The organism is Spirosoma gilvum (assembly GCF_054776815.1).
Genome location: NZ_BAAHBH010000011.1, coordinates 228,173 through 253,407 on the forward strand (window position 1 = coordinate 228,173; position 25,235 = coordinate 253,407).

General features: G+C 48.0%; 21 protein-coding genes. 11 read left to right on the plus strand and 10 right to left on the minus strand.

Annotated features, from left to right (window positions below; translation table 11 throughout):
* Window positions 1–6 precede the first annotated feature (6 nt).
* The 4 genes from ACYVFD_RS26765 (at window position 7) to ACYVFD_RS26780 (ending at window position 3,553) form a co-directional block, all read left to right on the plus strand.
* Complete coding sequence (locus tag ACYVFD_RS26765; RefSeq protein ID WP_461093586.1) at window positions 7–1,317, plus strand: DUF4249 domain-containing protein; 1,311 nt, start codon at window positions 7–9, stop codon at window positions 1,315–1,317.
* Window positions 1,318–1,334: 17 nt separating this feature from the next.
* Window positions 1,335–2,642, plus strand: a complete 1,308-nt coding sequence (locus tag ACYVFD_RS26770) for a DUF4249 domain-containing protein (RefSeq protein WP_461093587.1) — start codon at window positions 1,335–1,337, stop codon at window positions 2,640–2,642.
* A gap of 165 nt (window positions 2,643–2,807) precedes the next feature.
* Complete coding sequence (locus tag ACYVFD_RS26775; protein WP_461093588.1) at window positions 2,808–3,224, plus strand: element excision factor XisH family protein; 417 nt, start codon at window positions 2,808–2,810, stop codon at window positions 3,222–3,224.
* Window positions 3,212–3,553, plus strand: a complete 342-nt coding sequence (locus tag ACYVFD_RS26780) for an element excision factor XisI family protein (protein ID WP_461093589.1) — start codon at window positions 3,212–3,214, stop codon at window positions 3,551–3,553. Before ACYVFD_RS26775 ends, ACYVFD_RS26780 begins: the two co-directional genes overlap by 13 nt.
* A gap of 4 nt (window positions 3,554–3,557) precedes the next feature.
* On the opposite strand, the gene ACYVFD_RS26785 is transcribed toward ACYVFD_RS26780, so the two are convergent.
* The 5 genes from ACYVFD_RS26785 to ACYVFD_RS26805 form a co-directional block, all read right to left on the minus strand.
* A complete protein-coding gene (locus ACYVFD_RS26785) occupies window positions 3,558–4,619 on the minus strand; it encodes an NAD-dependent epimerase/dehydratase family protein (RefSeq protein ID WP_461093590.1) in 1,062 nt (353 codons plus the stop codon).
* Window positions 4,620–4,706: 87 nt separating this feature from the next.
* Window positions 4,707–6,659 (minus strand): KUP/HAK/KT family potassium transporter, encoded by a 1,953-nt coding sequence (locus ACYVFD_RS26790; protein WP_461093591.1) that lies wholly within the window; start codon window positions 6,657–6,659, stop codon window positions 4,707–4,709.
* Between the two features lie 292 nt (window positions 6,660–6,951).
* Entirely contained in the window at window positions 6,952–8,412 is a 1,461-nt protein-coding gene (locus ACYVFD_RS26795) for a M20 family peptidase (protein WP_461093592.1), read from the minus strand.
* 647 nt (window positions 8,413–9,059) lie between these two features.
* Entirely contained in the window at window positions 9,060–10,589 is a 1,530-nt protein-coding gene (locus tag ACYVFD_RS26800; protein WP_461093593.1) for a TROVE domain-containing protein, read from the minus strand.
* Between the two features lie 407 nt (window positions 10,590–10,996).
* Complete coding sequence (locus tag ACYVFD_RS26805; protein ID WP_461093594.1) at window positions 10,997–12,331, minus strand: Nramp family divalent metal transporter; 1,335 nt, start codon at window positions 12,329–12,331, stop codon at window positions 10,997–10,999.
* A gap of 187 nt (window positions 12,332–12,518) precedes the next feature.
* On the opposite strand from ACYVFD_RS26805, the gene ACYVFD_RS26810 reads away from it, so the two are divergent.
* The 7 genes from ACYVFD_RS26810 (at window position 12,519) to ACYVFD_RS26840 (ending at window position 21,327) form a co-directional block, all read left to right on the plus strand.
* Entirely contained in the window at window positions 12,519–13,172 is a 654-nt protein-coding gene (locus tag ACYVFD_RS26810; protein ID WP_461093595.1) for a metal-dependent transcriptional regulator, read from the plus strand.
* Window positions 13,173–13,209: 37 nt separating this feature from the next.
* Window positions 13,210–14,286 carry an LptF/LptG family permease gene (locus ACYVFD_RS26815; protein ID WP_461093596.1) on the plus strand — a complete coding sequence of 359 codons (1,077 nt, stop codon included), beginning with the start codon at window positions 13,210–13,212 and terminating at the stop codon, window positions 14,284–14,286.
* Window positions 14,287–14,337: 51 nt separating this feature from the next.
* Window positions 14,338–15,306 carry a DMT family transporter gene (locus ACYVFD_RS26820; RefSeq protein ID WP_461093597.1) on the plus strand — a complete coding sequence of 323 codons (969 nt, stop codon included), beginning with the start codon at window positions 14,338–14,340 and terminating at the stop codon, window positions 15,304–15,306.
* 60 nt (window positions 15,307–15,366) lie between these two features.
* The gene (locus ACYVFD_RS26825) at window positions 15,367–16,797 is read left to right on the plus strand and encodes a DUF6056 family protein (protein WP_461093598.1); all 1,431 of its coding nucleotides are present in this window, start codon (window positions 15,367–15,369) and stop codon (window positions 16,795–16,797) included.
* A gap of 92 nt (window positions 16,798–16,889) precedes the next feature.
* Window positions 16,890–18,644, plus strand: coding sequence for a hypothetical protein (locus ACYVFD_RS26830; protein WP_461093599.1), 1,755 nt, complete (start codon window positions 16,890–16,892; stop codon window positions 18,642–18,644).
* Window positions 18,645–18,723: 79 nt separating this feature from the next.
* Window positions 18,724–19,701, plus strand: coding sequence for a glycosyltransferase family 2 protein (locus ACYVFD_RS26835; RefSeq protein WP_461093600.1), 978 nt, complete (start codon window positions 18,724–18,726; stop codon window positions 19,699–19,701).
* A gap of 93 nt (window positions 19,702–19,794) precedes the next feature.
* Window positions 19,795–21,327: an MBOAT family O-acyltransferase gene (locus ACYVFD_RS26840; RefSeq protein WP_461093601.1), complete on the plus strand. Its 1,533-nt coding sequence runs from the start codon at window positions 19,795–19,797 to the stop codon at window positions 21,325–21,327.
* On the opposite strand, the gene ACYVFD_RS26845 is transcribed toward ACYVFD_RS26840, so the two are convergent.
* The 5 genes from ACYVFD_RS26845 to prmC form a co-directional block, all read right to left on the minus strand.
* Window positions 21,328–22,020, minus strand: coding sequence for a hypothetical protein (locus ACYVFD_RS26845; protein ID WP_461093602.1), 693 nt, complete (start codon window positions 22,018–22,020; stop codon window positions 21,328–21,330).
* The gene (locus tag ACYVFD_RS26850) at window positions 22,017–22,589 is read right to left on the minus strand and encodes a hypothetical protein (RefSeq protein ID WP_461093603.1); all 573 of its coding nucleotides are present in this window, start codon (window positions 22,587–22,589) and stop codon (window positions 22,017–22,019) included. The genes ACYVFD_RS26845 and ACYVFD_RS26850 overlap by 4 nt, the downstream gene beginning before the upstream one ends.
* 75 nt (window positions 22,590–22,664) lie before the next feature.
* Window positions 22,665–23,174 carry a peptide-methionine (R)-S-oxide reductase MsrB gene (msrB, locus tag ACYVFD_RS26855; protein ID WP_461093604.1) on the minus strand — a complete coding sequence of 170 codons (510 nt, stop codon included), beginning with the start codon at window positions 23,172–23,174 and terminating at the stop codon, window positions 22,665–22,667.
* A 16-nt stretch (window positions 23,175–23,190) separates the two neighbouring features.
* Window positions 23,191–24,168 (minus strand): AAA family ATPase, encoded by a 978-nt coding sequence (locus ACYVFD_RS26860; RefSeq protein WP_461093605.1) that lies wholly within the window; start codon window positions 24,166–24,168, stop codon window positions 23,191–23,193.
* 101 nt (window positions 24,169–24,269) lie between these two features.
* On the minus strand, window positions 24,270–25,118 hold the full coding sequence (gene prmC / locus ACYVFD_RS26865; protein ID WP_461093606.1) for a peptide chain release factor N(5)-glutamine methyltransferase: 849 nt from the start codon (window positions 25,116–25,118) through the stop codon (window positions 24,270–24,272).
* Window positions 25,119–25,235: the final 117 nt, after the last annotated feature.

Sequence of the window (25,235 nt, forward strand, 5' to 3'; positions counted from 1 at the left end):
AACGGAATGCGATCGTTTCTCACATTCTTGCTGGCTATGGGGTTCGTGGCCTGCGTCGATCCTGTAGAAGGAGTTCTGCTTGGAACGGTGGATGTGCTGGTCGTGGATGGGATTATCAACAACCAGGCAGAGCCGCAGGTGATTCGGCTCAATCGGTCAAAGTCAGACCCATTTACCGGGCAGACCGGCTTTACCGCCATCACCAAGGCCACTGTAGAAGTTGTGGTCGACTCTGCCGAAGCTATCCCGTGCCACGAAACGGTTGACGGCAGTTATCAGCTTCCCAGTGATTTCAAAGGGCAAATCGGTCATACCTATCAAGTTCGCTTTTCTCTATCCGATGGTACACGGTATGAATCAAGTCAACAGGTCATGCCAGCCTATCCCGTGCCGTCGATCAACAAAATAACGGCTCGCTTTAATCCCAAAAGCCTTGCTCAGCCGATGGATGGTTTCTTTACGGCCGGGCATGATGTGTTTGTCGAATTTAAAGACCCTGCCGAAGCTCATAATTATTACCGCTGGGACTGGAAACTTTGGGAGAAACAGGAGTGGTGCCGGACCTGTCAGCAAGGTGTATATTCCATTTATGGCGTCCGGGACAGCCTGGTTCTGTCGAATGCATCGAGGGGTAACTACTACATCTACACGGAGGATAAATCAAAACTTCTGGAAGATTGTTATCGCGAATTAACCCCGCCAGCTTTTTCCTATCGAACTCCCTTACCCGATTACGCCTATGATTACATGTGCCGGACTAATTGCTGGGAAATCTTTTACAGCCACGACATTACGGTCTTCGATGATGTGTACACCAATGGCGGATTGATTACGGGGCTTAGGGCCGCGCAAATTCCCCTTTATACCTATAATGCGAGCCTGGTCGAAATTCGGCAGAGTTCACTTACGGCAGAGGCTTATCGCTATTTTAAAGTCATTCAGGACCAGACGCAGCGTACGGGTGGATTAGCGGATACACCGCCATCGGTCCTGGCTGGTAATGTGCATAATGTTGCCAACTCCAGAGAGGTGGTCGTCGGTTTTTTTACGGCTTCAGTCTTGAACTCGCAGCGGTACTGGCTCGACCGTAAAGATGCATCAGGCGTATCGTTGGGGGGATCGGGACCCGCTGGTTATGGAGGGTCGTTAGGGTCCGAGCTATTTTATGTGCTGAACCGACGCCAACCCGCTGCAGAACCTATTCTACCAGCCATTCCGCAGATGATCATTCAGAACAGTCTGAATCGTCCGCCAACGGCGCTTTGCCTGCCGAGCGATACGCGAACGCCTAACAAACCCGATGGCTGGCGGGATTAATCCACCATGTTTCGACTATGCGCCTACGACTTCTTTTTACCGGACTTGTCTTCCTGGTTACAGCCTGTGTCGACCCTGAGGATTTACTGCTGCACGGCACCAACGATATTTTGGTTGTAGACGGGACGATTACGGACCGGGCGGAAGCACAAGTTATCAAACTCAACCGCTCCAAAGCGGACCCGATCACGGGGCGATTTGGAGTCCTGCCCATTACTGGTGCGACCGTACAGGTGATGGTCGATTCGTCTATACTGATTGCCTGCCACGAAACGGTAGATGGTAGCTATCAACTTCCCAGTGATTTCAAAGGACAGGTGGGCCACGCTTATCAACTTCGCTTTACCCTGACCGACGGGACCAGCTACGCATCGACCCAGCAGGTTATGCCTGCCACACCACCTATTCAAAAGACTTATGCCGAATTCAATCCGAAAAGTCTGTCTGCCAATCAGGCCGATGGGTTTACCGCCGGTCACGACATTTCTGTCGATATACAGGATCCTGCGGATCAACGTAATTATTACCGCTGGGACTGGATACTCTACGAGCGACAGTACTGGTGTAAAACCTGCCAACAGGGTGTTTACTCGGTATATAAGGTGCTGCCGCATACCTATTTATACGAATACTACTTTGTGGCCGGGAATGAATTGTTCGAAGACTGTTTTATTCCACCTACCTATACAACTGACTATGGCGCTCCGTATGTACCCAAAGGCTATTGGTATTACGATTACAATTGCCGAACGGCCTGCTGGGAAATTCTGCGTAATGTATCCATCAATGTGTTCGACGATCAATACAGCAATGGTGGGCTGATTATCAAACGGAAAGTGGCTCATATTCCATTTTACCAGCATGCGCCCTGCCTGGTCGATATTCGACAGCTATCACTGACTAAGGATGCCTATCGGTACTTCCAGCTACTTCAACAGCAGACACAGAATTCGGGTGGCCTGGCCGATACGCCCCCAACGGCGTTGGCCGGAAATGTGCGGAATATAACAAACAGCCGGGAGCCAGTGGCTGGATATTTCACGGCCTCAGCAGTGTCGTTGTATCATCAGTGGCTCGACCGCAAAGACGCTGAAGGTATCCCGTTGGGGGCTATGGACCCCGAAGGGCCACACAATAACATCGGCGATGATTTGTTTTATGCCCTCAACCTCCGGCGCCCCAATCCCGAACCATCACCCCCGTATCAGGGCGACCGCTACCCGCCAAACGTTAGAATCTGGCCTAATAATGACCGCCCACCGACGGCTCCCTGTGGCCCCAGTGAAACGAAAACCCCCTACAAGCCCGAAGGCTGGCGGGATTAAACGATTTTTTGATTTTGACTTAGCTAAGCAATCACCAGTCTATTTAGCTCAGGTATATCCAGCTTACTTCAAAATAGGTTCCAGCGCAGCCCGGTTTGCCCAAGCCTGTAGGTTAACCTAGCTTAGAATGGTTAAATTGCAAAACTGCTAAGTTTGCAAAAAATTATGCCTGCTAAAGACGCTTACCATACTACTGTCCGCACTGCACTTGAAAAAGACCAATGGCAGATTACGCATGATCCTTTACGGGTAGTTCTGGGTCGAAAAAAAGGGTATGTTGACTTGGCTGCTGAAAAATTACTGGCTGCTCAGCGTGGAACAAGAAAAATCGCGGTTGAAATCAAAAGTTTTTTAGGGGCATCAACATTGGATGAATTTGAGGATGCACTTGGCCAGTTTTTGATTTATAAAGTGGCTCTGGAGACAGATGAGCCCGACCGTCAGCTCTATCTTGCTATACCTTTTAGTGTTTATACCGATTTTTTTGACGATTCATTCTTTGCCGGTATTCTGAAGCGGTATATGGTACAATTGCTTATTTTTGATGAGGAACAACAAACAATAGTGCAATGGATAGATTGATTCAACATAAGACTATTGTCCGACGTATTCTGGAAGATATAGCATCAATGACTCCATCGGATGATCACTCGGAAACACAAGTGATCATCGATGAGGAGCGCGGTCATTATCTTCTTTTTTCAGTGGGATGGGGTCGTAATCGTCGAGAGTATGCCCCATTTGTCCATCTCGATGTTAGAGCTGATGCCAAAGTGTATATTCAGCACGATGGTACCGATTTGAAAATAGCGGAGCTTTTAGTAGAAAAAGGCATTGAAAAAAGCCATATCGTTCTGGCTTTTCAATCGCCTAATCGCCGAAAACTTATCCCAGATTTTGCAATAAATTAAGGACTTACTTCAAAATTGGCTCCAGCGCAGCCCGGTTGGCATCGAGCCAGGCATGAATGTCTGTGACAATCTCGCGGATGCCTAATTCAGGTTTCCAGCCCGTCAGCTTCGTTACGTTGGTATTATCAGTAATATACAGTCGAATGTCGGCGGCCCGATTCTCCGTAACCTGCTTGATCGGAATGGTTTTGCCCGTTACTTCCTGACAGATTTTGGTCAACTCCTGCAATGAAGCGCTGCTTTCGACACCACCACCCGCATTCAGAATTTCGCCATTGACAGTGTCCAGATTGTGTAATTCCCAATCGATCAGGCGATACAGATCAGCAATGTGGAGCATGTCGCGGGTTTGTTTACCGGTTCCGCCGTAGCCGATATACGCCAGTTGTTGTTCGAAATAATGCTTGGCAATCCAGAGCACCATTACGCCCTGATCGACTTTCCCCATTTGCCAGGGACCAGTAATAACTCCACACCGATTGATGACCGTTTTTAGACCATAGAATTCGTTGTACTCCTGAATCAGCAGTTCCGACGCCAGTTTCGTAGTACCATATAGCGACCGGGCACCATCGAGCGGGAAATTCTCCGCAATCCCTTTTGACGACACACCCGGAACCGGTTGATTGTCCGTTAGCACAAAGCGTGTTTCGGCTTCCTGGAAATTCAGCGTTTCAATGGTTTTGATCGGGTAAACGCGGCTGGTCGACAGGAAAATAAAATTGGCCCGGTGCTTTAGCGCATAATTCAGGCAGTTGACCGTACCAAACAGGTTCGTATTGATCAGGTAGTCGGGTGTTCCATCCAGACCCGCTAATACCGAAGGCTCGGCCGACGCTTCGATAACCGTATCAACAGCGGGCAGCGCATCAAAATCTTCTTTATTCCGAATATCGCCATGCAGAAACTCAATTCCAGCAGCTTTCAACCGCGAAAGACTTAACTCTGAACCACGGCGTTTGAGGTTGTCGAGCGCAAAAATTTCATACTGAGGATAATTCTGCTTGAGTGAAATGGCCAGCGATGAGCCAACAAATCCGGCCCCGCCGGTGATGAGAAGTTTCATAAGATCATTGAGCAAATGAGTGATTGAGTGATTGAGTGAATCGCTGACGCATAGTATTCACTCAATCACTCAATCACTCATTCACAATTAAGAAGTAATGCGTTTGAGCTGGACGTTTTCGACCGGGCGGATGACCAGTGGGACTTTTTCGACTTTAACCGAACTACTATCCAGCCCGAACCAGCGGTCTTCGGGTGTTGTGAAGTTCTTGATGGTAAAGTAGATGTTCATAATGAGTCGTTCGCGGGGAGGCAGTTCATTCTCGAATGATAAGAACTTCTCCAGCACTACAAACCGGAAATCACCAATCACATTCTGTCGACTCAGGGATTCGTAACGGCTGGTGATGTCCACCTCTTTATTTTTCACCATGTCTTCGATTACCTTGCGGAAGAACAGGTTAATGCGCTGTTCGACCCGGAACCCGAGTTTAAACGTTACTTTGTAGGCATCGTCGGGCGCAATGGTATTCACTTTATACTCCATTGTATACGGATCATCGGTCGTATCGACGTGGACGAACCAGTAGATGTCAGCGCGTTTGGGGCGTTTCTGGAAAATGGAGTAGATAATTTTTGACTCAATTTCTGACTGGCGAGCCGCATTACTCATGAACACCAGGTGGGTCGCATATTTCGGAATACTAATGTCGCGGCTGAGTTCTTTGATGGCCTGAATGTATTGGTCGATACGTACGTACTCCGTCAGGCGAAGTTTGATCTGGAAGGCCTGCAACCAAATGTACATGACCCCGGCAATGGTCGAGCCGATCAGTACCGATACCCAGCCACCATGCGGGAATTTGATAAGGTTAGCGATCAGAAACGAGCCTTCAATGCCCAGGTAAACCGTTAAAAACAAAACAACCCACCAGGCCTGATACTTGTGGGTGTAGAGGTAATACGACATGAGCAGCGTGGTCATCAGCATCGTCAGGGTAATGGCTAGTCCATAAGCCGCTTCCATATTCGACGATTCGCGGAAGTAAAGAACGACACCCACGCAGCCTGCCCAGAGTAACATATTCACGCTCGGAACGTAAAGCTGCCCTTTCTGTACGCTCGGGTAACGTAACCGAACTTTAGGCCAGAAATTTAGTCGGATGGCTTCGCTGATGAGTGTGAACGAACCCGTAATAAGCGCCTGGCTGGCAATGACCGTGGCGGCTGTGGCGATGCTAATGCCGATGGTCAGGAACCAGGGAGGCATCACTTCATAGAAGGGTATGCGTTCTTTCAATATTTGTCCCTCCTGACCGATCAGCCAGGCACCCTGGCCAAAATAGTTGAGAATCAGGCAGGTTTTAACAAATACCCAGCTAACCCGAATATTGGCCCGGCCGCAGTGGCCCATGTCGGAGTAGAGTGCTTCGGCCCCTGTGGTGCACAGAAAAACAGAACCCAACAACCAGAATCCACCCGGATATTCAGTCAGTAGCCAATAGGCATAATAGGGGTTGATGGCCGACAGAATGCCGGGCGCCTGTGCAATCTGGATAACCCCAAGTGTACCCAGCATCACAAACCAGACAAACATGATAGGGCCAAAAGCCGTCCCAACAACGCTGGTACCAAAAGCCTGGATTAGAAACAGAATGGTGAGGATGGCTATTACAATTTCAATAATCTGGATATGCGTAATAGCCGGATACAGCAAGCGTAAACCTTCAACCGCCGATGAAACCGAAATAGGCGGGGTAATGATCCCATCGGCCAGCAATGCGGCTCCTCCAATAATAGCGGGTAATGTCAGCCAGCGAGCATGTCGACGTACTAGCGCATAGAGTGCAAAAATACCACCTTCTCCCCGGTTGTCGGCCCTAAGAATCAGGATAACATATTTTACAGTTGTTTGCAGCGTGAGTGTCCAGAGTACGCAGGAAAGCGCTCCACGGACCACATCAGCCCGAATTATATTATTGGGTCCAACAATCGCCCGGAGTGTATACAGTGGGGATGTACCAATATCACCGTAGATAATACCCATGGCTACCAGTAGTCCGGCAGCGGTAACGGTGTCTAAATGTTTTTTGTCTTCCATAAAATAGGCTTACGCCTTTTCGCCTTACGGGCGGGTCAAAACGGCGCAAAGATAACCGATGTTTAGATTCGTTAATCGCACTTTAATCGAAAGTTACCTTGCCTGATAAAATGCAAAAACCCCGCCATTGAGCGGATTGTTGCTGGCGAGTGCCAGAAAACTGTCTGTTCAGAAAATTCGTATATACAAATGCCCATACGATTGTAAGTTCGGGTTTTAATTAGGTGTAGTTGGTAGATGGTCTGTTCTGTTGACAGACCATCTCTTTTGGTAGCCACCAACCACAATTCGTTTAGTTAGACTGACTAGTGCGGATTAAAGCCACATAAAATCGAATCATAGTCTGATAATCTTTTAGGCGGATACGTTCATTTGTTCCATGAATACTCTGTGTTTCAGCTTCATTCAAAGGGAGAGGTGAAAACCGGTAGATAGCAGAAGAAACCGCCGAATAGTATTTAGAATCGGTGGCACCCAGCATCACATAAGGGGCCACGACTACGTCTGGAAAAAGGCTTCGGATAGTTCGGTGAATGGTTAAGAATGACGGCGATTCAGGATCGGATACAGCGGCTGGGTTATTCCCTTTTCCCAACACCGTTACCGAAAGACTATCGTTATCAATCACTTGCTTTACACGCTCAATCACGCCCTCAACGGTGTCACCCGGTAATAATCGAAAATTTACGGTCGCTGTTGCGTCGATAGGAAGGACGTTGTCTTTTGCACCCGCCCTAAAAATAGTGGGAGCCGTTGTGGTACGGATGGAGGCATTACCTGATTTTGTCTGCGAGAGCATTTGTTTGATCAGGGGACTGAACAGCCACTGATTGGCTAAAACGATGCGTTGACCAAACGACACTTCAGAGGCCAGATAGTCTAGCAGTCGATCTACTCCACCATCCAGCCGAGCTGGAAACGGATTATGTTCCAGCTTGCTAACCGCTTCGGCCACCATTCCGATGCTGGTTTGAGCCGGTGGCATAGATGAATGGCCACCTTTGCCAATGGCGCTGATTTCCAGACTTAAATACCCTTTTTCGCTAATGCCGATGAGGGCAACCGGTTTGTTGAGCCCAGCTACACCTTCGGTTTTAATGACACCGCCTTCATCCAGAATATACTCCAGCGACACGTTTCGGTTCTTCAGCGCAGCCGCAATGGCTTGTGCTCCCTGTCCCGACGTTTCCTCATCGGGACCAAATGCCAGATACAACGTCCGTTCGGGTTGGAAATTGGTCCGGTGCAGGTATTCGACGGATTCCAGTAGGGCTATAACACTCATTTTATCGTCGAGCGTACCGCGTCCGTAGAGGTAATCACCCTCGATCACACCTCCAAACGGCGGCCGCTTCCACATTTTCTGCGTTCCCTGGATTACGGGCACCACATCGTAATGACCCATCAGTAATATGGGTTTCAGATTGGGGTTGCGACCTGTCCATTCAAATAGTAAACCATATTGGTTAAACGTTTCGCGTTTCAGTCGTTGATGAACAAGCGGAAACGCTGTTTGACAATAAGCCAGAAATTTATCGAATTGGGTGGTATCGGTCAGTGTATAGTCAGTATACGAAACCGTTGGGATTCGGATGGCTCCGGCCAGTCGTTGAATGGCTGAATCAGGGATAGAGATTAGAGCGGCAGGCTGAACGACTCTCAGTTGATGCGTTGTCAGACGAAAGGTATTGACAACCAGTACGATGAGAAGAAGCGCAAGGAAGAGCGCAAGAATCCGTAGAATTAATCGCATAGTTAGGTCAGCGTGGTCGATGAAGCAGAAAAGCGGGTATAACGTGATACCGCTCGTTCTTATTCGCTGGGCCAAAAATGAAATTATTTATCAAAAAGGAAATACAAGCTGACTAAAAACAGTCGGACAAGTAAAATAAACTGATTATCGTCCTGATAAACCTGTAAAAAACACTAAAACCGGTGTCGTAGACGATTGTTCGACACCGGTTTTGGCGATAGAAGAAAGCAAGGCAACAAGCGAAAAGAGTACGTTGGCGCTCTACCTCTGAGCTACACTAGCCGGACTCGAACCGGCGACCACCCGGTTATCAGTCGAAGTATCTCTTTTCTACGGCACTTGCTAAACATTTGCAGGGCAACAGGCAAACTGGGTTCATGCGAGGATTCGAACCCCGACAACTCTTCCGAGTTTTCAACCAATCGAACGAAGTAACCCTATTCTACGGCACCTGCATACATTACTAAAGCTAAAAACAGGAGTAACAAGCGGAGTGAGTTGGTTGGTCGGGGCATCGCTTGCCGGAGTCGAACCGGACCATCTCGCTTCTCTGTGGAAACCACATGATTCCTCCCCTTATGGCGCGAAGTAACTCACTTCTACGACATCCTGTTTAGTGCCACGAGTTTTGGCCCGTGGCACATTCTTTACAGCGTAATCTGTTCGATGGCGCTTAACGTTGTCTGGCCTTCTTCAAGGGCCTGTAATACATCGAACACTTTGTCGGACCAACCGGCAATCAGGTAAACGTCGTTACGCTCTACGCGTAAAGGCGCATTTCCGTAACCCGCCAGGTCGAACACATAGAGCCGTGCATCGGGGAACAGCCGTTTGTACTGTAGCCATTTAGCTGCCAATGTGTTTGCCTGACTCTGGTTTGCCGTACGATTGTCCCACAACTGCGTGTCGGTGAACAGCATGATCTTATCAGCTTTATAGCGCTGCCGGATCAGGTCGTCAATTACCAGATAGCCGTTGGTGGCATACCCTACTTCCCCTTCTCGACGGTAAAACTCGTCGACGTTGGCCAGAACCTGCCCTGAAGGCAAGGCTATAGTCTTCCAGGTATCACCAAACATACCGCTTAGCACATTCCGACATTTCGTGTGCAGTAACATCCCTAACAGCAACCCAATGTCATACAACAGTACTTTGCTTTTTGGTGAAATCGGTTTCTGCATCGAACCCGATACATCGCAGGCAACCACCACGCGGGTAGTGGCTCCGAAACCGCGTAGGTTGGCGGTGCTCGCATAAACGGCATCTTCCAGCGCTTCGAGTAGAATGGGGACATGCCCATACGATAACGATTTCAACTCGCGATAAGCGGCCAGAAACCGGAACGGCAACTGTTTAGCCCTCTGAACCGCTTTCGCATCGGCTAGGAACGCACAGACTTTTTCGACATGTGCTCCACTGATACCGGCTTCGAGCATATTGCGAAGATTCCGAAGCGTTGCCATATAACCTAAGCGTCCACTGTCGATTAGCTCTTCCCATTTCGCCCGTACGGCCGACTGTTTACCGGTTGGATTGTCGAACGATTGCTGACCTAACGCACTCAACTCGGTTTCCCAGGTGTAAGGCGTGTTGAGTGTACCGTTAACCAGCTTGTCGAAAACGGCCTGCTGGGTTTCGTCTTTAGCTTTTGGGTGGACCAGAAATAAAGCGTCCCGAAGCTTCACAGCCGTATCCCGATTGTATTTGGCAAACTGATATTCGTCAAACTTATTAAAGGCGATCGACAGCCCTCTCTGCATCTGTTTCGACAGGCGGTTAAGTTTTTTAGCTCCCGTTCGATCGTTTGCCAACTGGTAATACGACAACAATTCTGTAATCTCATCAGGCCGTTGTACAGTCCGACCAACCGCCTTTCCAACCAACCCATCACCATTATGCACTTTGGCCAACTCGCCCAGCAACACAACCGGGGCCGAACGGAGATACATCTGCTCCCGAACATAAACCGCCAGTTTAGCAACAAACACCGGGTCCACGTTCCCGACCAGCTCCTGAATTCTCACTAACCGTTGGTCTGCGCTTTCGTAATACGAATCGTTGAGCATGGTGGTGACCACGGCCGAGTACAGTTCCATTTTGGGCGTCAACGCATACGCCTGAGCCCCTTCATGGTTGACGGTTTTCGTAGCATCACGGTTGAAGATGTTGAATTTCATGATCGTCGGTGTTTTATTAAACTTGACGATACAAAGGTTTTATGCATCTGCGCAGTCTTTTTGCGCAGTTCAGGAATTTTTTGAAAAAAATTGAAAAATTTTGTGCGAAACAGAAAACAGGGAGGCTGTTTAACCTTGAACGTGTTTAGATTTTTTAACTATCGATATAACTGGATTGATTTTTTGTCATTCCGACCGGAGGGAGGAACCTCAAAGTCGCGTATTAGTCAAGCTTGAGGTTCCTCCCTCCGGTCGGAATGACAAAAAGAGTTTTACATTTTCCACAAAAAAAGAAGTTTATCCAGGTTCAGGAAGTTGATCAGGCATTGTACGAGCGGAGAAACAGGCAGGTACGAAAAATAGAGTACGATCCCCATCAGGGTCGTGCAGTTGTAATACTAGTACAGTTAAGTTAGGGTATCCCAAAGCAAATAGCCGTTCAGCCCCATGATGATGAGCGCTACTGTCCATGACAATAATTTAAGCCAGCCTGGATTTACGAACCGGCCCATTTTGGTTTTGTCGCTGGTAAACTGCACTAACGGAACGACGGCAAAGCTTAGTTGCAGAGAAAGGATAACCTGGCTCAGCACTAATAATTCGGCGGTTCCACGCTCGCCATACAGAATTGCCACAATGAGAGCCGGGATAATGGCTACCAGACGAGTGACCAGCCGACGGACCCAGGGTTTTAGCCGTAAGTTCAGAAAGCCTTCCATAACAATTTGGCCGGCCAGTGTACCCGTCAATGTCGAGTTTTGGCCGGAAGCGAGCAGGGCCACAGCAAACAGAATACCGGCTAATTTGACGCCAAGGACCGGATCGAGCAATCGATGCGCATCGGCTATATCGGCTACCTGCTGATTCCCTGAAAAATGGAAGGCAGCCGCCGACAAGATGAGAATGGCTGCGTTGATAAAAAATGCCAGGAAGAGCGAAACCGTTGAATCGATTGTCGCGAACTTAATGGCTGACTTCCGACCGGCATCGTTGCGACCGAAGTTGCGGGTTTGTACAATACTGGAGTGCAGGTAGAGGTTATGCGGCATTACGGTAGCGCCCAGTATCCCAATGGCAATATAGAGCATACTCGGATCGGTGACTATGGCCGAATGTGGTACCAGTCCGGCTACAACATCGGCCATGACGGGTTGGGAGACAATTAGTTCATACCCAAAACAAGCAACGATTAGAAAGATCAACCCGCCTACAATCCGTTCCAGAATCTGAAAACCTTTGTTTTGCAGGTATAGCAAAAGCAGGGCATCCAGTGCTGTGATAAGTACCCCAATAGTAAGCGGGAGGCCAAAGAGCAGATTTAAGGCGATGGCTGATCCAATCACTTCGGCCAGATCACAGGCTGCAATTGCGATTTCGGCAAGCAGCCACAGGCCAATACCCACTGGGCGGCTAAAGTGATCGCGGCAGGCCTGTGCCAGATCGCGACCCGTTGCAATGCCTAATTTAAGGGATAAATGTTGCAGTAAAATGGCAAACAGGTTGGAAATCAGGACAACAGATAAGAGTTGGTAGCCAAACCGGGCTCCTCCGGCAATATCGGTTGCCCAGTTACCGGGGTCCATATACCCAACAGCTACCATCAGGCCAGGGCCAGCGTACGCTCGTAAGGTTCGAAAGAAACCCCCTCCAGTCGGAACAGGTACTGACCCCTGAACATCGGTCAGTGGGGACAATGTATCCTCAGCGTACCAGTGTTTTGTTGATGTATTTGTTGCTTCCATTAATCCAGGTTAAGCTTCCTTAAGTTGAGTCAATTATTGTTATAGGAGTATAACGTAACAAATATAAGCATTGTTGAAATAAAAATTTAGGCTAGCCTAAATTTTTAGAAAGTTTAACATAAAAACTACCTTTGTAAGCAAACTGTTTTGATTTAGTTCGCTGTTCTGAGCAAGAGCGCCGTAAAGTATGCAATCGTTCACCGAAGAAAATTACCTGAAGACTATCTATAATCTTGCCAATCGACAGCAGGGTGAGGTTAGTACGAATGCGTTGGCAGAAGTAACCGCTACCAAAGCGGCTTCGGTTACGGATATGCTGAGGAAACTGGCTGATAAACAGTTGATTCATTACAAAAAATACCAAGGTGTCCGCCTAACTGAAGAGGGTGAGCGCCTGGCTTTACAGATTATCCGGCGGCACCGGCTCTGGGAAGTTTTTCTGGTTGAAAAACTGGGATTTGGCTGGGATAAGGTGCATGATATTGCAGAAGAACTGGAACATATTCGATCGGAAGAGCTGGTGACACGGTTAGATACGTATTTAGGGAATCCGCAGTTTGATCCGCACGGCGATCCTATTCCGACGTCGACAGGGTTAATGCCCGAAACCGGCTATCGGAAGTTATCGGATGCAGAGGCAGGTGAAGGCGTATGTTTGATGGCTGTGCTTGAGCATTCAACGCAGTTTTTACAGCACCTCGATCATTCGAATCTGTCGCTTGGCAGTACCGTTACCGTACAGGAAGTCAATACATTCGATAAGTCAATCCTGGTTCAGACTGAAGCGGGACGAACGGTTTTTGTGAGCCATGAAGTGGCTAAAAATTTATTGGTGAATTAGTGGTGTTTACGGTATGCCGTAAATTATCAAACGGACTATGAAATTATTAGACTGGTATATTCTGAAGCGCTTTTTACAGACCTACATTTTTGTAGTGATGGTGATTGTGCTGGTGGTGGTGATGATCGATTACACCGAAAAGGTGGATAATTTTCATAAGACCAATGCGCCCGGCAATGAGATACTGTGGGACTATTACCTCAATTTTATTCCCTACTGGGCCAATTATATCAGCCCACTGATGGTGTTCATTGCTACCGTCTTTCTAACGTCACGACTGGCCGCCCGGACCGAAATTATTGCCATTCTGAGTAGTGGGGTAAGTTTCATCCGGCTATTGTTTCCCTATACACTTGGGGCAACCGTGCTGGCCGTACTGACCTATTTTATGGTCAATTATGTGATTCCGAAAGCGAACAAAACCCGGATTGGATTCGAGATCAAATACATCAACGATGCTTTTACGTACTCGGGCCGGAACGTTCATTTAAAAATTGCTCCCAACACCTACGCTTACCTGGAGAGTTATAACAACATGAGCAATACCGGGTACAAATTCACGCTGGAAAAAGTAGAAGGCAACCAGTTAAAGCAAAAACTCTCCGCCGACCATATTGAATGGGATGCCAAGAAAAAGAAGTGGACAATTGTCGATTATAAAATCCGGGACATCAATGGTCTTCAGGAAACCCTGACGCCCGGGTCGCGGGTCGATACCACGCTAAATCTCAAACCGGATGATTTCAGCTCTAATTTTAACCTATTCGAAACGCTCACCCGCCCGGAACTGAACAAATATATCGACCTGCTGACAAGCCGTGGCTCCGATGGTGTAGAAACGTACCTGCTCGAAAAATACAGTCGGGATACCCGTCCGTTTGCCATCATTATTCTGACGATTATTGGGGTCATTATGTCGGCTCGTAAAAGTCGCCGGGGCGTTGGCTGGCAGGTGGCATTAGGATTTATTCTGGCCTTCACCTATCTGTTGTTTTTCATGCTGGCGAAGGGTATAGCCGAATCAGGTAATTTGAACCCCATCATCGCCGTTTGGCTTCCCAATGCTATTTTTACCGCCATTGGCGTGCTATTGTACAATACAATACCTAGGTAATAGTAGTTAGTAATGGAAGTGAGGAGCCATTCGGGAACAAATCTTAGCCGAATGGCTCCTCACTTCCATTACTCGCTCCTCAATACGATGAAAAGTTCACCTTCCTTAACTGATTACTTACAGCTCCATTTCATCGTTGTGATTTGGGGGTTTACGGCTATTTTGGGGAAACTGCTGACGCCACTCGATGCATCGGGGGTTGTTTTGTTTCGGACGGTGCTGGCGGTGCTGGGGATGGGCACTGTACTGTTGGCTCGTAAGCAAAATCTGACGGTAGCTTCTACCGACTATTGGCGACTGCTGGCCACTGGCGGGCTGATTGGCTTGCATTGGGTCTTGTTTTTTCTGGCGGCCCGACTGGCCAATGTATCGGTCTGCCTGGCGGGTATGGCAACCAGCTCACTCTGGGCGAGTATACTGGAGCCGATGGTACTTCGTCGGCGGGTTCGACTGATTGAAGTGGTACTGGGTGCTGTTGTGATGGCAGGTCTTTATTTGATTTTCCGGTTCGAGTTCGACAAGGTGGTTGGGTTGACTGTCGCCGTACTTTCGGCCATGTTGTCGTCGTTGTTTACCATTATCAACAGTCGATTTACGCACCGGTACAATGCCTTGGTGATTTCATTCTACGAAATGATTGGCGCTTCGATGGCGGCATTAGGCTTGTGGCTGCTGGTACAATGGACCGCTTCGGCTGAGGCTTCAACAGCGGTTCAATATGTTCCTGAGTCGCCCTGGCAATGGCTCTGGTTGCTGGTGTTATCATTGGTTTGTACCGTCTATGCCTATTCGGTAGGGGTGAGCCTGTTACGAAAGTTCTCGCCCTACATGGCTGTTTTGACCGTAAATTTGGAGCCAGTTTATGGTATCTTGCTGGCCGTTTTGATTTTCGGCGATACCGAGCGGATGACGTTTGGCTTTTATGGCGGTACGCTGGTGATACTGGCGGCTGTACTGGCTTATCCGTTTCTCAATAGCCGATTTACGAAAACTCAAGCTCAGTTGCCGACCTCAACCTAAGTGAGTGGCTGGGTATAACGGTTTACAGAAAGCCGTAAGCCGTAAACCGTAATGCATTCTATGTCTGGATCTTTATTGCGTATCATCACCATTCTATTAGGCCTGTTTACACTGGTTGTCGTCACGCCCTTACTGGCGTTAGCTACCTATAACCATCCTTCTCCGACCGACGATTATTGCTTCGCCAATACGGTGATTCACTACGGATTCTGGCAGGCTCAACAATATTATTATGATGGCTGGACGGGTCGATTCTTTCACAACTTCATTGTTCATACAAATCCAGTTGTGATTGGCTGGTACGGCGCTTATAAAATTTATCCAATGATTTTGCTGGCGTTGGTATTGGGTGGTTGCTTTGCCATAGCTAACCAGTTGCTGGCTGGTTTCTTTAATCTGGAAGCGAAACTGGCCTTAGCGTTAGGGCTTTTTTTGGGCTTTATTACTACACTGGCAGGCATTCCAGAATACCTGTATTGGTATACGGGCCTGGCTAGTTATGGACTCTCCAGCGCGCTGTTTCTGTTTTTGCTGGCTGTACTGATGGCTCATCAACGGCGGGGCTTTGGCTGGAAATCGGGTTATGTAATCACGGAAAGCTTACTCGTTACGGCGATTATTGGATCGAGTGAGATGACTATGGTACTGGTGCTGTCGGTTTTAGCGTTGATTGTTTTTGGCGAATTAATTCAGCGGCAACGGGTTTCCCTAACGATGGTGATTTTGCTGGCTGTTGCGGCTGTTGCCTGTTATTATTTGTTTAAAGCGCCGGGAAATGCCATTCGAATGGGAGGTAATCCGAACGGGAGCGACATCCCATTTACCCTGCTATCATCGCTTAAATTTGCAGCCAGCTACATGCCCCGGCAGCTATTTACAACCCCCTGGCTACCCTTGTCGATTTTATACCTGCCCATAGCCTGGAAGCTGGCTGGAACGCGTCGACACCGATCCGATCTGCCTCCTTATCTGCGTTTGCATCCGGTATGGGGGATTCTATACATGATGGCGACCGTGCTGGCACTCATCTCATTACATTTTTACGGTGTTGGTATTGCCCCGATTCCTCGCCTGATCAATTTGATTAATCTGGCTTTCTGGCTTAGCTTACTCTATAACCTGACATTAGTTATTATTCGGGTTCGGTATCGGTTCGACCCGGATCGGTTGATCATTTACCTGCGCCCGATCATGCTAATTGCGGTAGTCTGGGCTGTGGTTGCTGCGTCGATGGGGACATTGCTCCCTGTTGTGTATGGCGATTGGCTCAGTGGGCGCGCGGCAGAATATGATCAGGAAATGCTTAAGCGGTATGCATACCTCTCGCAACCTGGCCATGACGCTAGCGTTCTTTTACCGTTAAAGCAATACCCTGTTTCGTTGTTTCTGGAAGATATACACGATAATCCGCAGCACCTTTGGAATCGCTGCTGGGCCGATTATTTTCATAAAAAAACAATTACCCTCAAAGGCAGCCAGCCAGTTCGGTGATTGATTAAAATAACACTTGGCATATTGCCTGACATTTTAACTACACTGGATTCTTTGGTTCGGGTAGAACCTGGAGAAACTGGTCAGAACGAATGAATTTAACCTACCTATCTGGTCATCGGTCGTTGGTTTCCGCTCGGTTCGACAGGCTGGCCTGGGTGCTGGTTGGCATCCCAATTATAGGCTTTAGCCTGCTGCTGTTTGCGTATATTGTCGACGTTCCCTGGATGGACGACATCGATGCGTTTCTGAGCTTTATGATCGGTTACCTCGATGCGCCTACCGTTGGGAAGAAATTTTACTGGTTGCTTAGTCCCAATAATGAACACCGCATCCTGACCGGGAAGCTGCTGACCCTACTTTGTTATAACCTGACAGGAGCCGTCAATTTTCGCTGGTTGATTTTTGCGGCTTTTGCGTTTTTGCTGGGACTCTTAGCGATTTTCTACCGAGCCTTTCGATCAACAGGTCTACCCATTCTGGCGTTTGTACCGGTGCCATTTCTTTTGCTGCAACCGCAGTACTACCTGACCACGACCTGGGCTATTACGAGTCTGCAACACCAGGTGGTGGTGGCAATGGTGGTGGCTGTTTTATACCTGCTGGCTGATGGCAGTCAAGGCCGATTTAGTATAGGTCTTGTCTTACAAGTGCTGACTTCTTTCTCCATGAGTAATGGCTTGTTTGGCTGGGTAGCAGGGGCTGTTGTTCTGGTTATGCAGCGCCAATGGATTCGGCTGGGAATCTGGCTGGCAGTTGGCATAGGGGCTATATTCTATTATTTTCATGACTTTCCGAATGCCCAGGGGAATGACAGTAGCATTTCGTTTTTTCTGGAACACCCACACCTGATTTTCCTGGGCTTTTTCACGTTTAACGGTGGTCTTTTCGATTTCCTGCCCGAATCAAATATTCTCTTACGTAGTATCCTGCCCACGCTGGCCGGGTTGATTCTGATTCCGTCGATGCTATGGCTGTTATGGCAGATGAATGAACCGATTCTGCGTAGACCGATTAAGTCATCCATTGGGATGGACCGGGCAACGGCTGCCCTCTGGAAACGACGTTATTTTCTGACAGGCTGTTACGCATTCCTGATGGTCAATGCCGTAATCATTGCTTTTCTACGCCCCCGGTTTGGCTATGCGGTTATGCTCATCAGCAATTACATGATCTACCCGGCGCTATTGGTTGTGCTGCTCTATCTGAATGTGTTGAGTGAGCAATACAAAAATTCGCGTGTGCTGGAAAAATGGGTTCGGATTGGTTTAGTTACAGGAATTTTGGTTTGGGGGGCATGGTATGCATTCCGACTACCAAAAATTGCATTCCGAAAAGAACAACTGCTGACCAGTGCGTTCAATCAGAAACACAATGAAACAGGCCTGGGACCAAGCTGGGGCCATCCGTTTGTGAAACTGGCTCGTCGGAGCCTCGATCAGGCGCTTCAACGGGACCTTTACCACTATCCAACGGATGCCTATTACTCGCCCTACGAACAAACCCTACTGACGAATGGGCGGACAATAACGCCGGATTCAAGCCTGACGCTGCGCATATCAGGAGGAGGTTATAGTTATCTGGTCGAGACGGATTATGGAGCGCTTCCGAAACCGGTGGGGCAGTCGGCCGTCATTGTTCAGTCAGACCGTAGGACGTATTTATTTCCGTCGTCGGTTCATTTTTCGCCTGCGAATTTCTACCTGAACCGGCCGATTCGGACCGTTTTTGCTGAAGTGATCATTCCGATGTTACCTCCCGGAACATACCGCCTGGGCATTCTTACACCCTCTGACGAGTCTACTAATCCGATCCGATTTAGCCCACAAACGATTACCGTTCCTTAACAAATGCGTTTCAGAAATGTCCTCAATACCAAAAAAACGTACTTTTGCCAATTCTGATACCGACTCAAGCCATACAACTTTGTTAGAACCCCAGATTTCGATTATTGCTCCACTTTATAACGAAACCGAGTCGTTTCCGTACCTGATTTCCCGGCTGAATGCTGTTATGGAGACGTCTCCCTTGCGGCTTGAAGTTGTGTTGATTGACGACGGAAGCCGCGACAATACAGCCCTGTTGATGCAACAGGTAGCCCTGACCGACGCTCGCTATCACTGTGTATTCCTTTCCCGAAATTATGGCCATCAGATTGCCCTGACGGCTGGTATTGCGGCTGCACGAGGTACTGAAGCGCTGTTTATCATCGATGGTGATTTACAGGACCCCCCCGAGTTGCTGACCGATTTTTATGCGAAGTATCAGGAGGGTTACGATGTGGTTTACGCCGTTCGGAAAAAACGGAAGGAAAACATCTTTAAGCGGACGGCATACGCCATGTTTTATCGGTTTATGAAGGCGATTTCGTACGTGGATATGCCGCTCGACAGTGGTGATTTTTCGCTGATAAGTCGCCGGGTGGCCGATGTACTGAATCAGATGCCGGAAGAAAGTCGGTTCATTCGAGGGATGCGTAGCTGGATCGGCTTTAAACAGATCGGAGTGGAGTATGAACGGGATGCCCGTCAGGCTGGTGAGCCGAAATACTCGTTCAAGATGCTACAGCGGTTGGCCTATAACGGGATTTTCAACTTCAGCGAATATCCGGTCAAGATTATTACCCGACTGGGCATGATCACCATTGGCGTAGCGCTGATCTATTTGATTCAAACCTTAATTAAACGCTTTATTTACCACGATGTACCGCAGGGCTTTACGGCGCTGCTGTTTGTCATTGTCCTGTTTAGTGGTGTTCAACTGATTGCCCTCGGATTGATCGGCGAATATGTGCTTCGCATCTTTTTTCAGGCAAAAGGACGGCCACTATATGTGCTTCGGGATGTAATTAAAGATCAGCAACGGCAACCATTACTGCCTCTGAAGCAAGCCAATAGGCCCTGACAGGCATAGCTTGTTTTGTTCAAGTCTGGTATTCCTATGGTTAATGCCAGGCGCTGGCGATGCCGAATACCCTAACCCGTAACGGTAGAACGGATGCTTTTTAATTCACTACAGTTTTTACTGTTTTTTATTGTTGTCACCCTGAGTTACTTCAGCCTGAAGTGGCAGGGGCGATGGATATTGCTGTTGGTAGCCAGTTGTTATTTCTACATGGTTTTCCAACCGTCGTATATCCTGATTCTGTTTCTGACTATTATCATCGATTATATTGCCGGAATCTGGATCGAAAAATCCAGCGGAAAATCGCGTCGCTGGCTGCTTATTCTATCGCTGATCTCGAACCTGGGTATTCTGGCTTTTTTCAAATACCTCGGCTTCTTTACCGAGAACATTGCCGGTTTCTTCGACTTTCTGGATATGCCGCATATTGCCGAAACCGTTACGGCGGGTGCCAATCGGATTTTTGTCAAAGTGCTCCATATATTCGGTAAAAGCGGTATTTCGTCGTACAAAGACAATATGAGTATTCTGCCCATTGGTCTGTCGTTTCACACGTTTCAGGCGATGAGCTATACCATTGAGGTGTATCGTGGTAATCAGAAGGCGGAGCGACATTTCGGGATTTATGCGCTTTACGTCATGTTCTACCCGCAGCTGGTGGCCGGTCCCATCGAACGCCCACAGAACGTGCTCTGGCAATTCCATAAAACCTTTGCCTACGACGTTGAAAATGTGAAGGCTGGCCTTATGCAAATGGCCTTTGGGCTGTTTAAAAAGCTGGTCATTGCTGATCGGTTGGCGATGCTGGTCGATTATGCTTATGGCAACCCATCGGAGCAAAATGGTCTGACATTACTGGCGGCTACTTTTTTCTATACGTTCCAGATTTACTGTGATTTTTCGGGATATTCCGATGTGGCCATCGGAGCTTCCCGAGTCATGGGCTTTACGCTCATGGAAAACTTCCGAACGCCCTATATCGCTCAGTCGATTTCGGAATTCTGGCGACGCTGGCATATTTCGCTGTCAACCTGGTTCCGGGATTATCTCTATATCCCCCTGGGGGGCAACCGGAAGGGCGAATTTCGGCAATACCTGAATATGCTGATTGTTTTCCTGGCCAGCGGACTCTGGCATGGCCCCAACTGGACATATGTGATTTGGGGCGGACTGAATGGCGTGTATCAAATTCTGGCTGTTCTTCGGGATAAATTATTATCCAAACTGGGCTTTTCGCGTACGCAGCCCAGTTTGATAACCTCGCCGGTTCATGATCGAGAAGCCCCAAAATCGCCCGTTCGAATAGTGGTGAATACGGTCATAACGTTTGTGCTGATCATGTTGACGTGGGTCTTTTTCCGGGCACGAAGTGTCAGCGATGCGTTCATGATTCTGGGGCGGATCGGCACACTGTCGTTTAATGATGCCATCCATAGTCCCATGAATGCTGTTGAAATGTGGTTCAGTATAAGTCTGATTGTTTTTCTACTCGTTAAAGAAGCTTTCGTTCTCACCATTCCAACGCGAAGTACCGTTCGATTTGCGCTGCTGTTCGCGCTGATCACCTTCGCCACCTATCTGTTTGGCGTTTTCTCATCCAACCAGTTTATCTATTTCCAGTTCTGATTATGCAACTAACTCGTTCCACATGTTAAGGATACGCTTAGTACGTTGACTGGCAGAACTACGCTCTAATTGGGCATAAATATTTTCGTAGACATTTGAATCGGCAAGTAGTTCTTTTATTGAGGTCTTTAGATACGACTGGATAGATTCAGGACTTTCAAGTATCTCATCTTTAAGCGCTTCTCGATTATCGAAAACATAGATGAGATCTTCAAAATCGGAATTTATCCTTGGGTCCCGCCCGTGCCTGAATGATTTAAAGGCTTCAAATTTGGTCGCAATAAAGTAAGGGGCAGAGAGAATCCGAATGGACTGCTGTTCAGGGATTGGGTAGTTAATAGCTTTTGAAAAACCTTCTTTATACCAACGATTACTGAATCCTAACACGTCAGAATCAGTTGGCATGATGTCGACAACCAGCCCATGGATTCGATAACGGCAGATAATTCCCGAATCTATATCATTTGTAAATCCTAACTGACGTAATCTACTTTCGATCTGGTTGCTAAACTCCGCATACGTTGCTACTTCTACAACGACATCGATATCATCAGTGGGTCGTGGCTGACTGGATGTAGATTCGGTCGAATAAAGACCTACACCGGCTCCACCTACAAAAACGACTTTTTCATTTAGTTCCGCCAGAGTTGACGCTACTTGTTGTAGCCGTGCCAGATAGATAAGAGAAGTCATTCGTTCAATAATAGGCGCTTTTTTAGTTCGTTTACCGCCAGATTTACTTCTCTGGCTTTGCCTACCCTTATGGAGTCGACTAAAGCTAATAATTCATATAGTAATGGATCTGCTTTAGCTGCCTGCACGGCATTTGGATAAAGCGGTTCGATAGCCTGACCTCTAACGGTCCCGTCAGCCCATGGCCATACATAAGGCTCGTTTGACTGAATTATATCAACTAAGGGTTTAGCTGAATGGGCGGTCGGGATCCCTCTTACCAATGCACCAGGTTGTTGTGGAAAAACATATTTTAGCCCATGCTGTAAAAACTCGAAAAAAGCACGAGCCAAAACTTTTTTTTGCTCAGGGTCATATAAGCCAGCAAATGTAGATCTAGCTAACGATTCAGTCACTTCCGAAGCGCTGATATTTAGTTGAGCGGCAATTTCTTTTTTTAATAGCCCATTTTTAGGTAAAGCTATTAGTTTACCTAGTCGACCAGAATCAAGAACGACATTATTATAGAAAGCAGTAACCTTAAGTAGGATTACTACATCCTGAGGACGCATCCCATTGTGTTTTTTCATGATTCGCGATTCGCGAATTGCGAATTTTTCCAAATCTACTATTCTGGAAACAGAAAATAAAACGTGAGGATTAAATTATTTTTTGTGGTCAAACGTCAACGCTACGCCATTCATGCAATACCGGAGCCCGGTAGGGGCAGGGCCGTCGTTGAAGACATGGCCCAGGTGGGCGTCACATACGGAACAACGAACTTCAGTTCGATTGCCGTCGGGTTCGGTATAAACGGCGTTCGGGACGATGGGCTGATAAAAACTTGGCCAGCCCGTATGCGAATCGAATTTGGTAGTTGACGAAAAAAGTGGATTTTGGCAGCACACGCAGACATACGTACCCGACCGCTGTTCATGGTTTAGTTCACTACTATTCGGCCATTCGGTCCCTCGTTCCCGCGTTATGTGGTATTGGGCGCGCGTCAATAGCGACTTCCATTCTGCATCGGTCTTCTCAACCCGACGATTCCCCGGTGAAGTGGTGCCTGGTGGAGGATGATGGGGAGGTCGGGGTTTCGCTACAAACGTACCATAAAGCCAAAGACCACCGATCAGCAGTAAAGCTATGAGTAGAAATAGATACGTTGGCTTCACTCTTTCGCTCTTTAATTTACCGTCCAATAGCTACTTTTCGCAAAATCGAATCAATGACCTGCAACGTTGTAACGCCGTCGGCTTCGGCTTCGTAGTTGAGCATGATACGATGATTGAAAACGTCGGGAGCTACCTCTTTAATATCTTCGGGTAGTACGTAATCGCGCCGGTCGAAATAGGCGAGGGCTTTGGCAGCCAGATTGAGGTAAATAGTAGCTCGTGGCGATACACCGAACTGAATGTACCGGGCTTCGTCGCGGAGATTATACTCTAAAGGTCGTCGTGTGGCAAAAACCAGTTCGATAATGTATCGCTCGAGTGTTTCTGAAATGGTAATACCGTTGATTTCATTACGGATTGCACTCAATTCCTCTTTGCCCAGCACCGGTTGTACTTCATAATCGAAATTGAGGTTCGACATTCGGCGCATCACTTCCAGTTCGTCTTCTTTGTTCAGATAGTCCACGAAGACTTTCATCATGAAGCGGTCTACCTGCGCTTCAGGTAGCGGATAGGTTCCTTCCTGCTCGACTGGGTTTTGGGTAGCCAGCACCAGAAAGGGTCGGTCGAGCACAAATGTTTCTTCACCAATAGTTACCTGCTTTTCCTGCATGGCTTCGAGCAGGGCTGACTGTACTTTAGCAGGTGAGCGATTGACCTCGTCGGCTAGAATCAGATTGGCAAAGATAGGGCCCTGTTTTACCTCAAATTCAGCCGTTTTCTGGTTGAAGATCATGGTGCCAATCAGGTCGGCAGGGAGCAGGTCAGGGGTGAACTGGATGCGCTGGAAATCGAGCTCAAGAACTTTCGCCAGTGTGTTGATAGTCAGGGTTTTGGCTAGGCCGGGTACGCCTTCCAGCAAGATATGCCCGCCCGTAAACAGTCCGATCAGCAGGCGATTGAGCAGTCGTTCCTGCCCAACCACAACCTTGCTCATCTCCCCGAATACCTCGCGAATTTTTGTGTGGTAGCTGAATGAAGTGGTTGATTGCATTTTTTACTGTTTTCAGTTTACAGTTTACGGTTTATAGTTGGCTGACACGCCTATAAATTATCTGCCAGCCAACTATAAACCGTAAACTGTAAACATATAAACTAAAACGTGGCCCGGATGCTGCGATCCTTGCCATGAATATCTTTATATACCTGTATGTTGGCGAAACCCCGATCTATAAATACCTGCCGGGTAGCTTCGCCAAAACGCTCATTAATTTCAACGTAACAGGCCCCGTCTTTCGTGAGATGTCGTGTGCAGAAATCCGCTACGGCTTTGTAGAAAACCAGTGGATCGCTGTCTTCAACGAAGAGTGCCAGGTCGGGTTCGTAGTTGAGCACGTTACGGTCCATAACGGCCGCTTCTGAGCGCGTAACATACGGTGGATTACTGACGACGCAGTCGAATCGCTGGGTGAAATCGGAAGGAACGGCCAAAATATCCTGAATGTCGAACTGAACATCCGCTTTCAGGTTATGGGCATTGCGTTGGGCGAGTGTTAACGCTTCGGTCGAAACATCCCAGCCCGTTACTACCGATTGGGGTAGAAACCGGGCGAGCGTAATGGCAATGCATCCGCTCCCAGTACCAATGTCGACAATGGGCACATCGTCGGTTCGGTCGGCAAAATCGTGCATGATCAGCCTGACCAGATCTTCGGTTTCGGGTCTTGGAATCAGCACATCGGGCGATACCTCAAACTCAAGGCCGCAGAAAATTGTCGTGCCAATAACGTGCTGAATGGGCTCCTGTCGGTTCAGTCGTTCCAGTATCTTAAACCAGTCGGGTTCTGTCCGATTGGGTGGTAACGGTTTATCGGTCAGCACATCGGTCTTACGCAGACCAAAATAATGATCGAGGAGCATGAAAGCCATTTCCCGCGCTTCTTCGGGCGGGTAGGCCGTAATATTTTTACTCAGTCGGTCGTATAGAGGTTTGGCGGTGGCCATTGAGTTCTTTCAGGTAATTTTGCCAAAAATAGGGAAGTTTTCGGTTAAGGATTTGGTTTTCGTTTTCAGTTTACGGTAATGGGCTGGAAATTTGCGTATGACTTATTGCCGAAAACT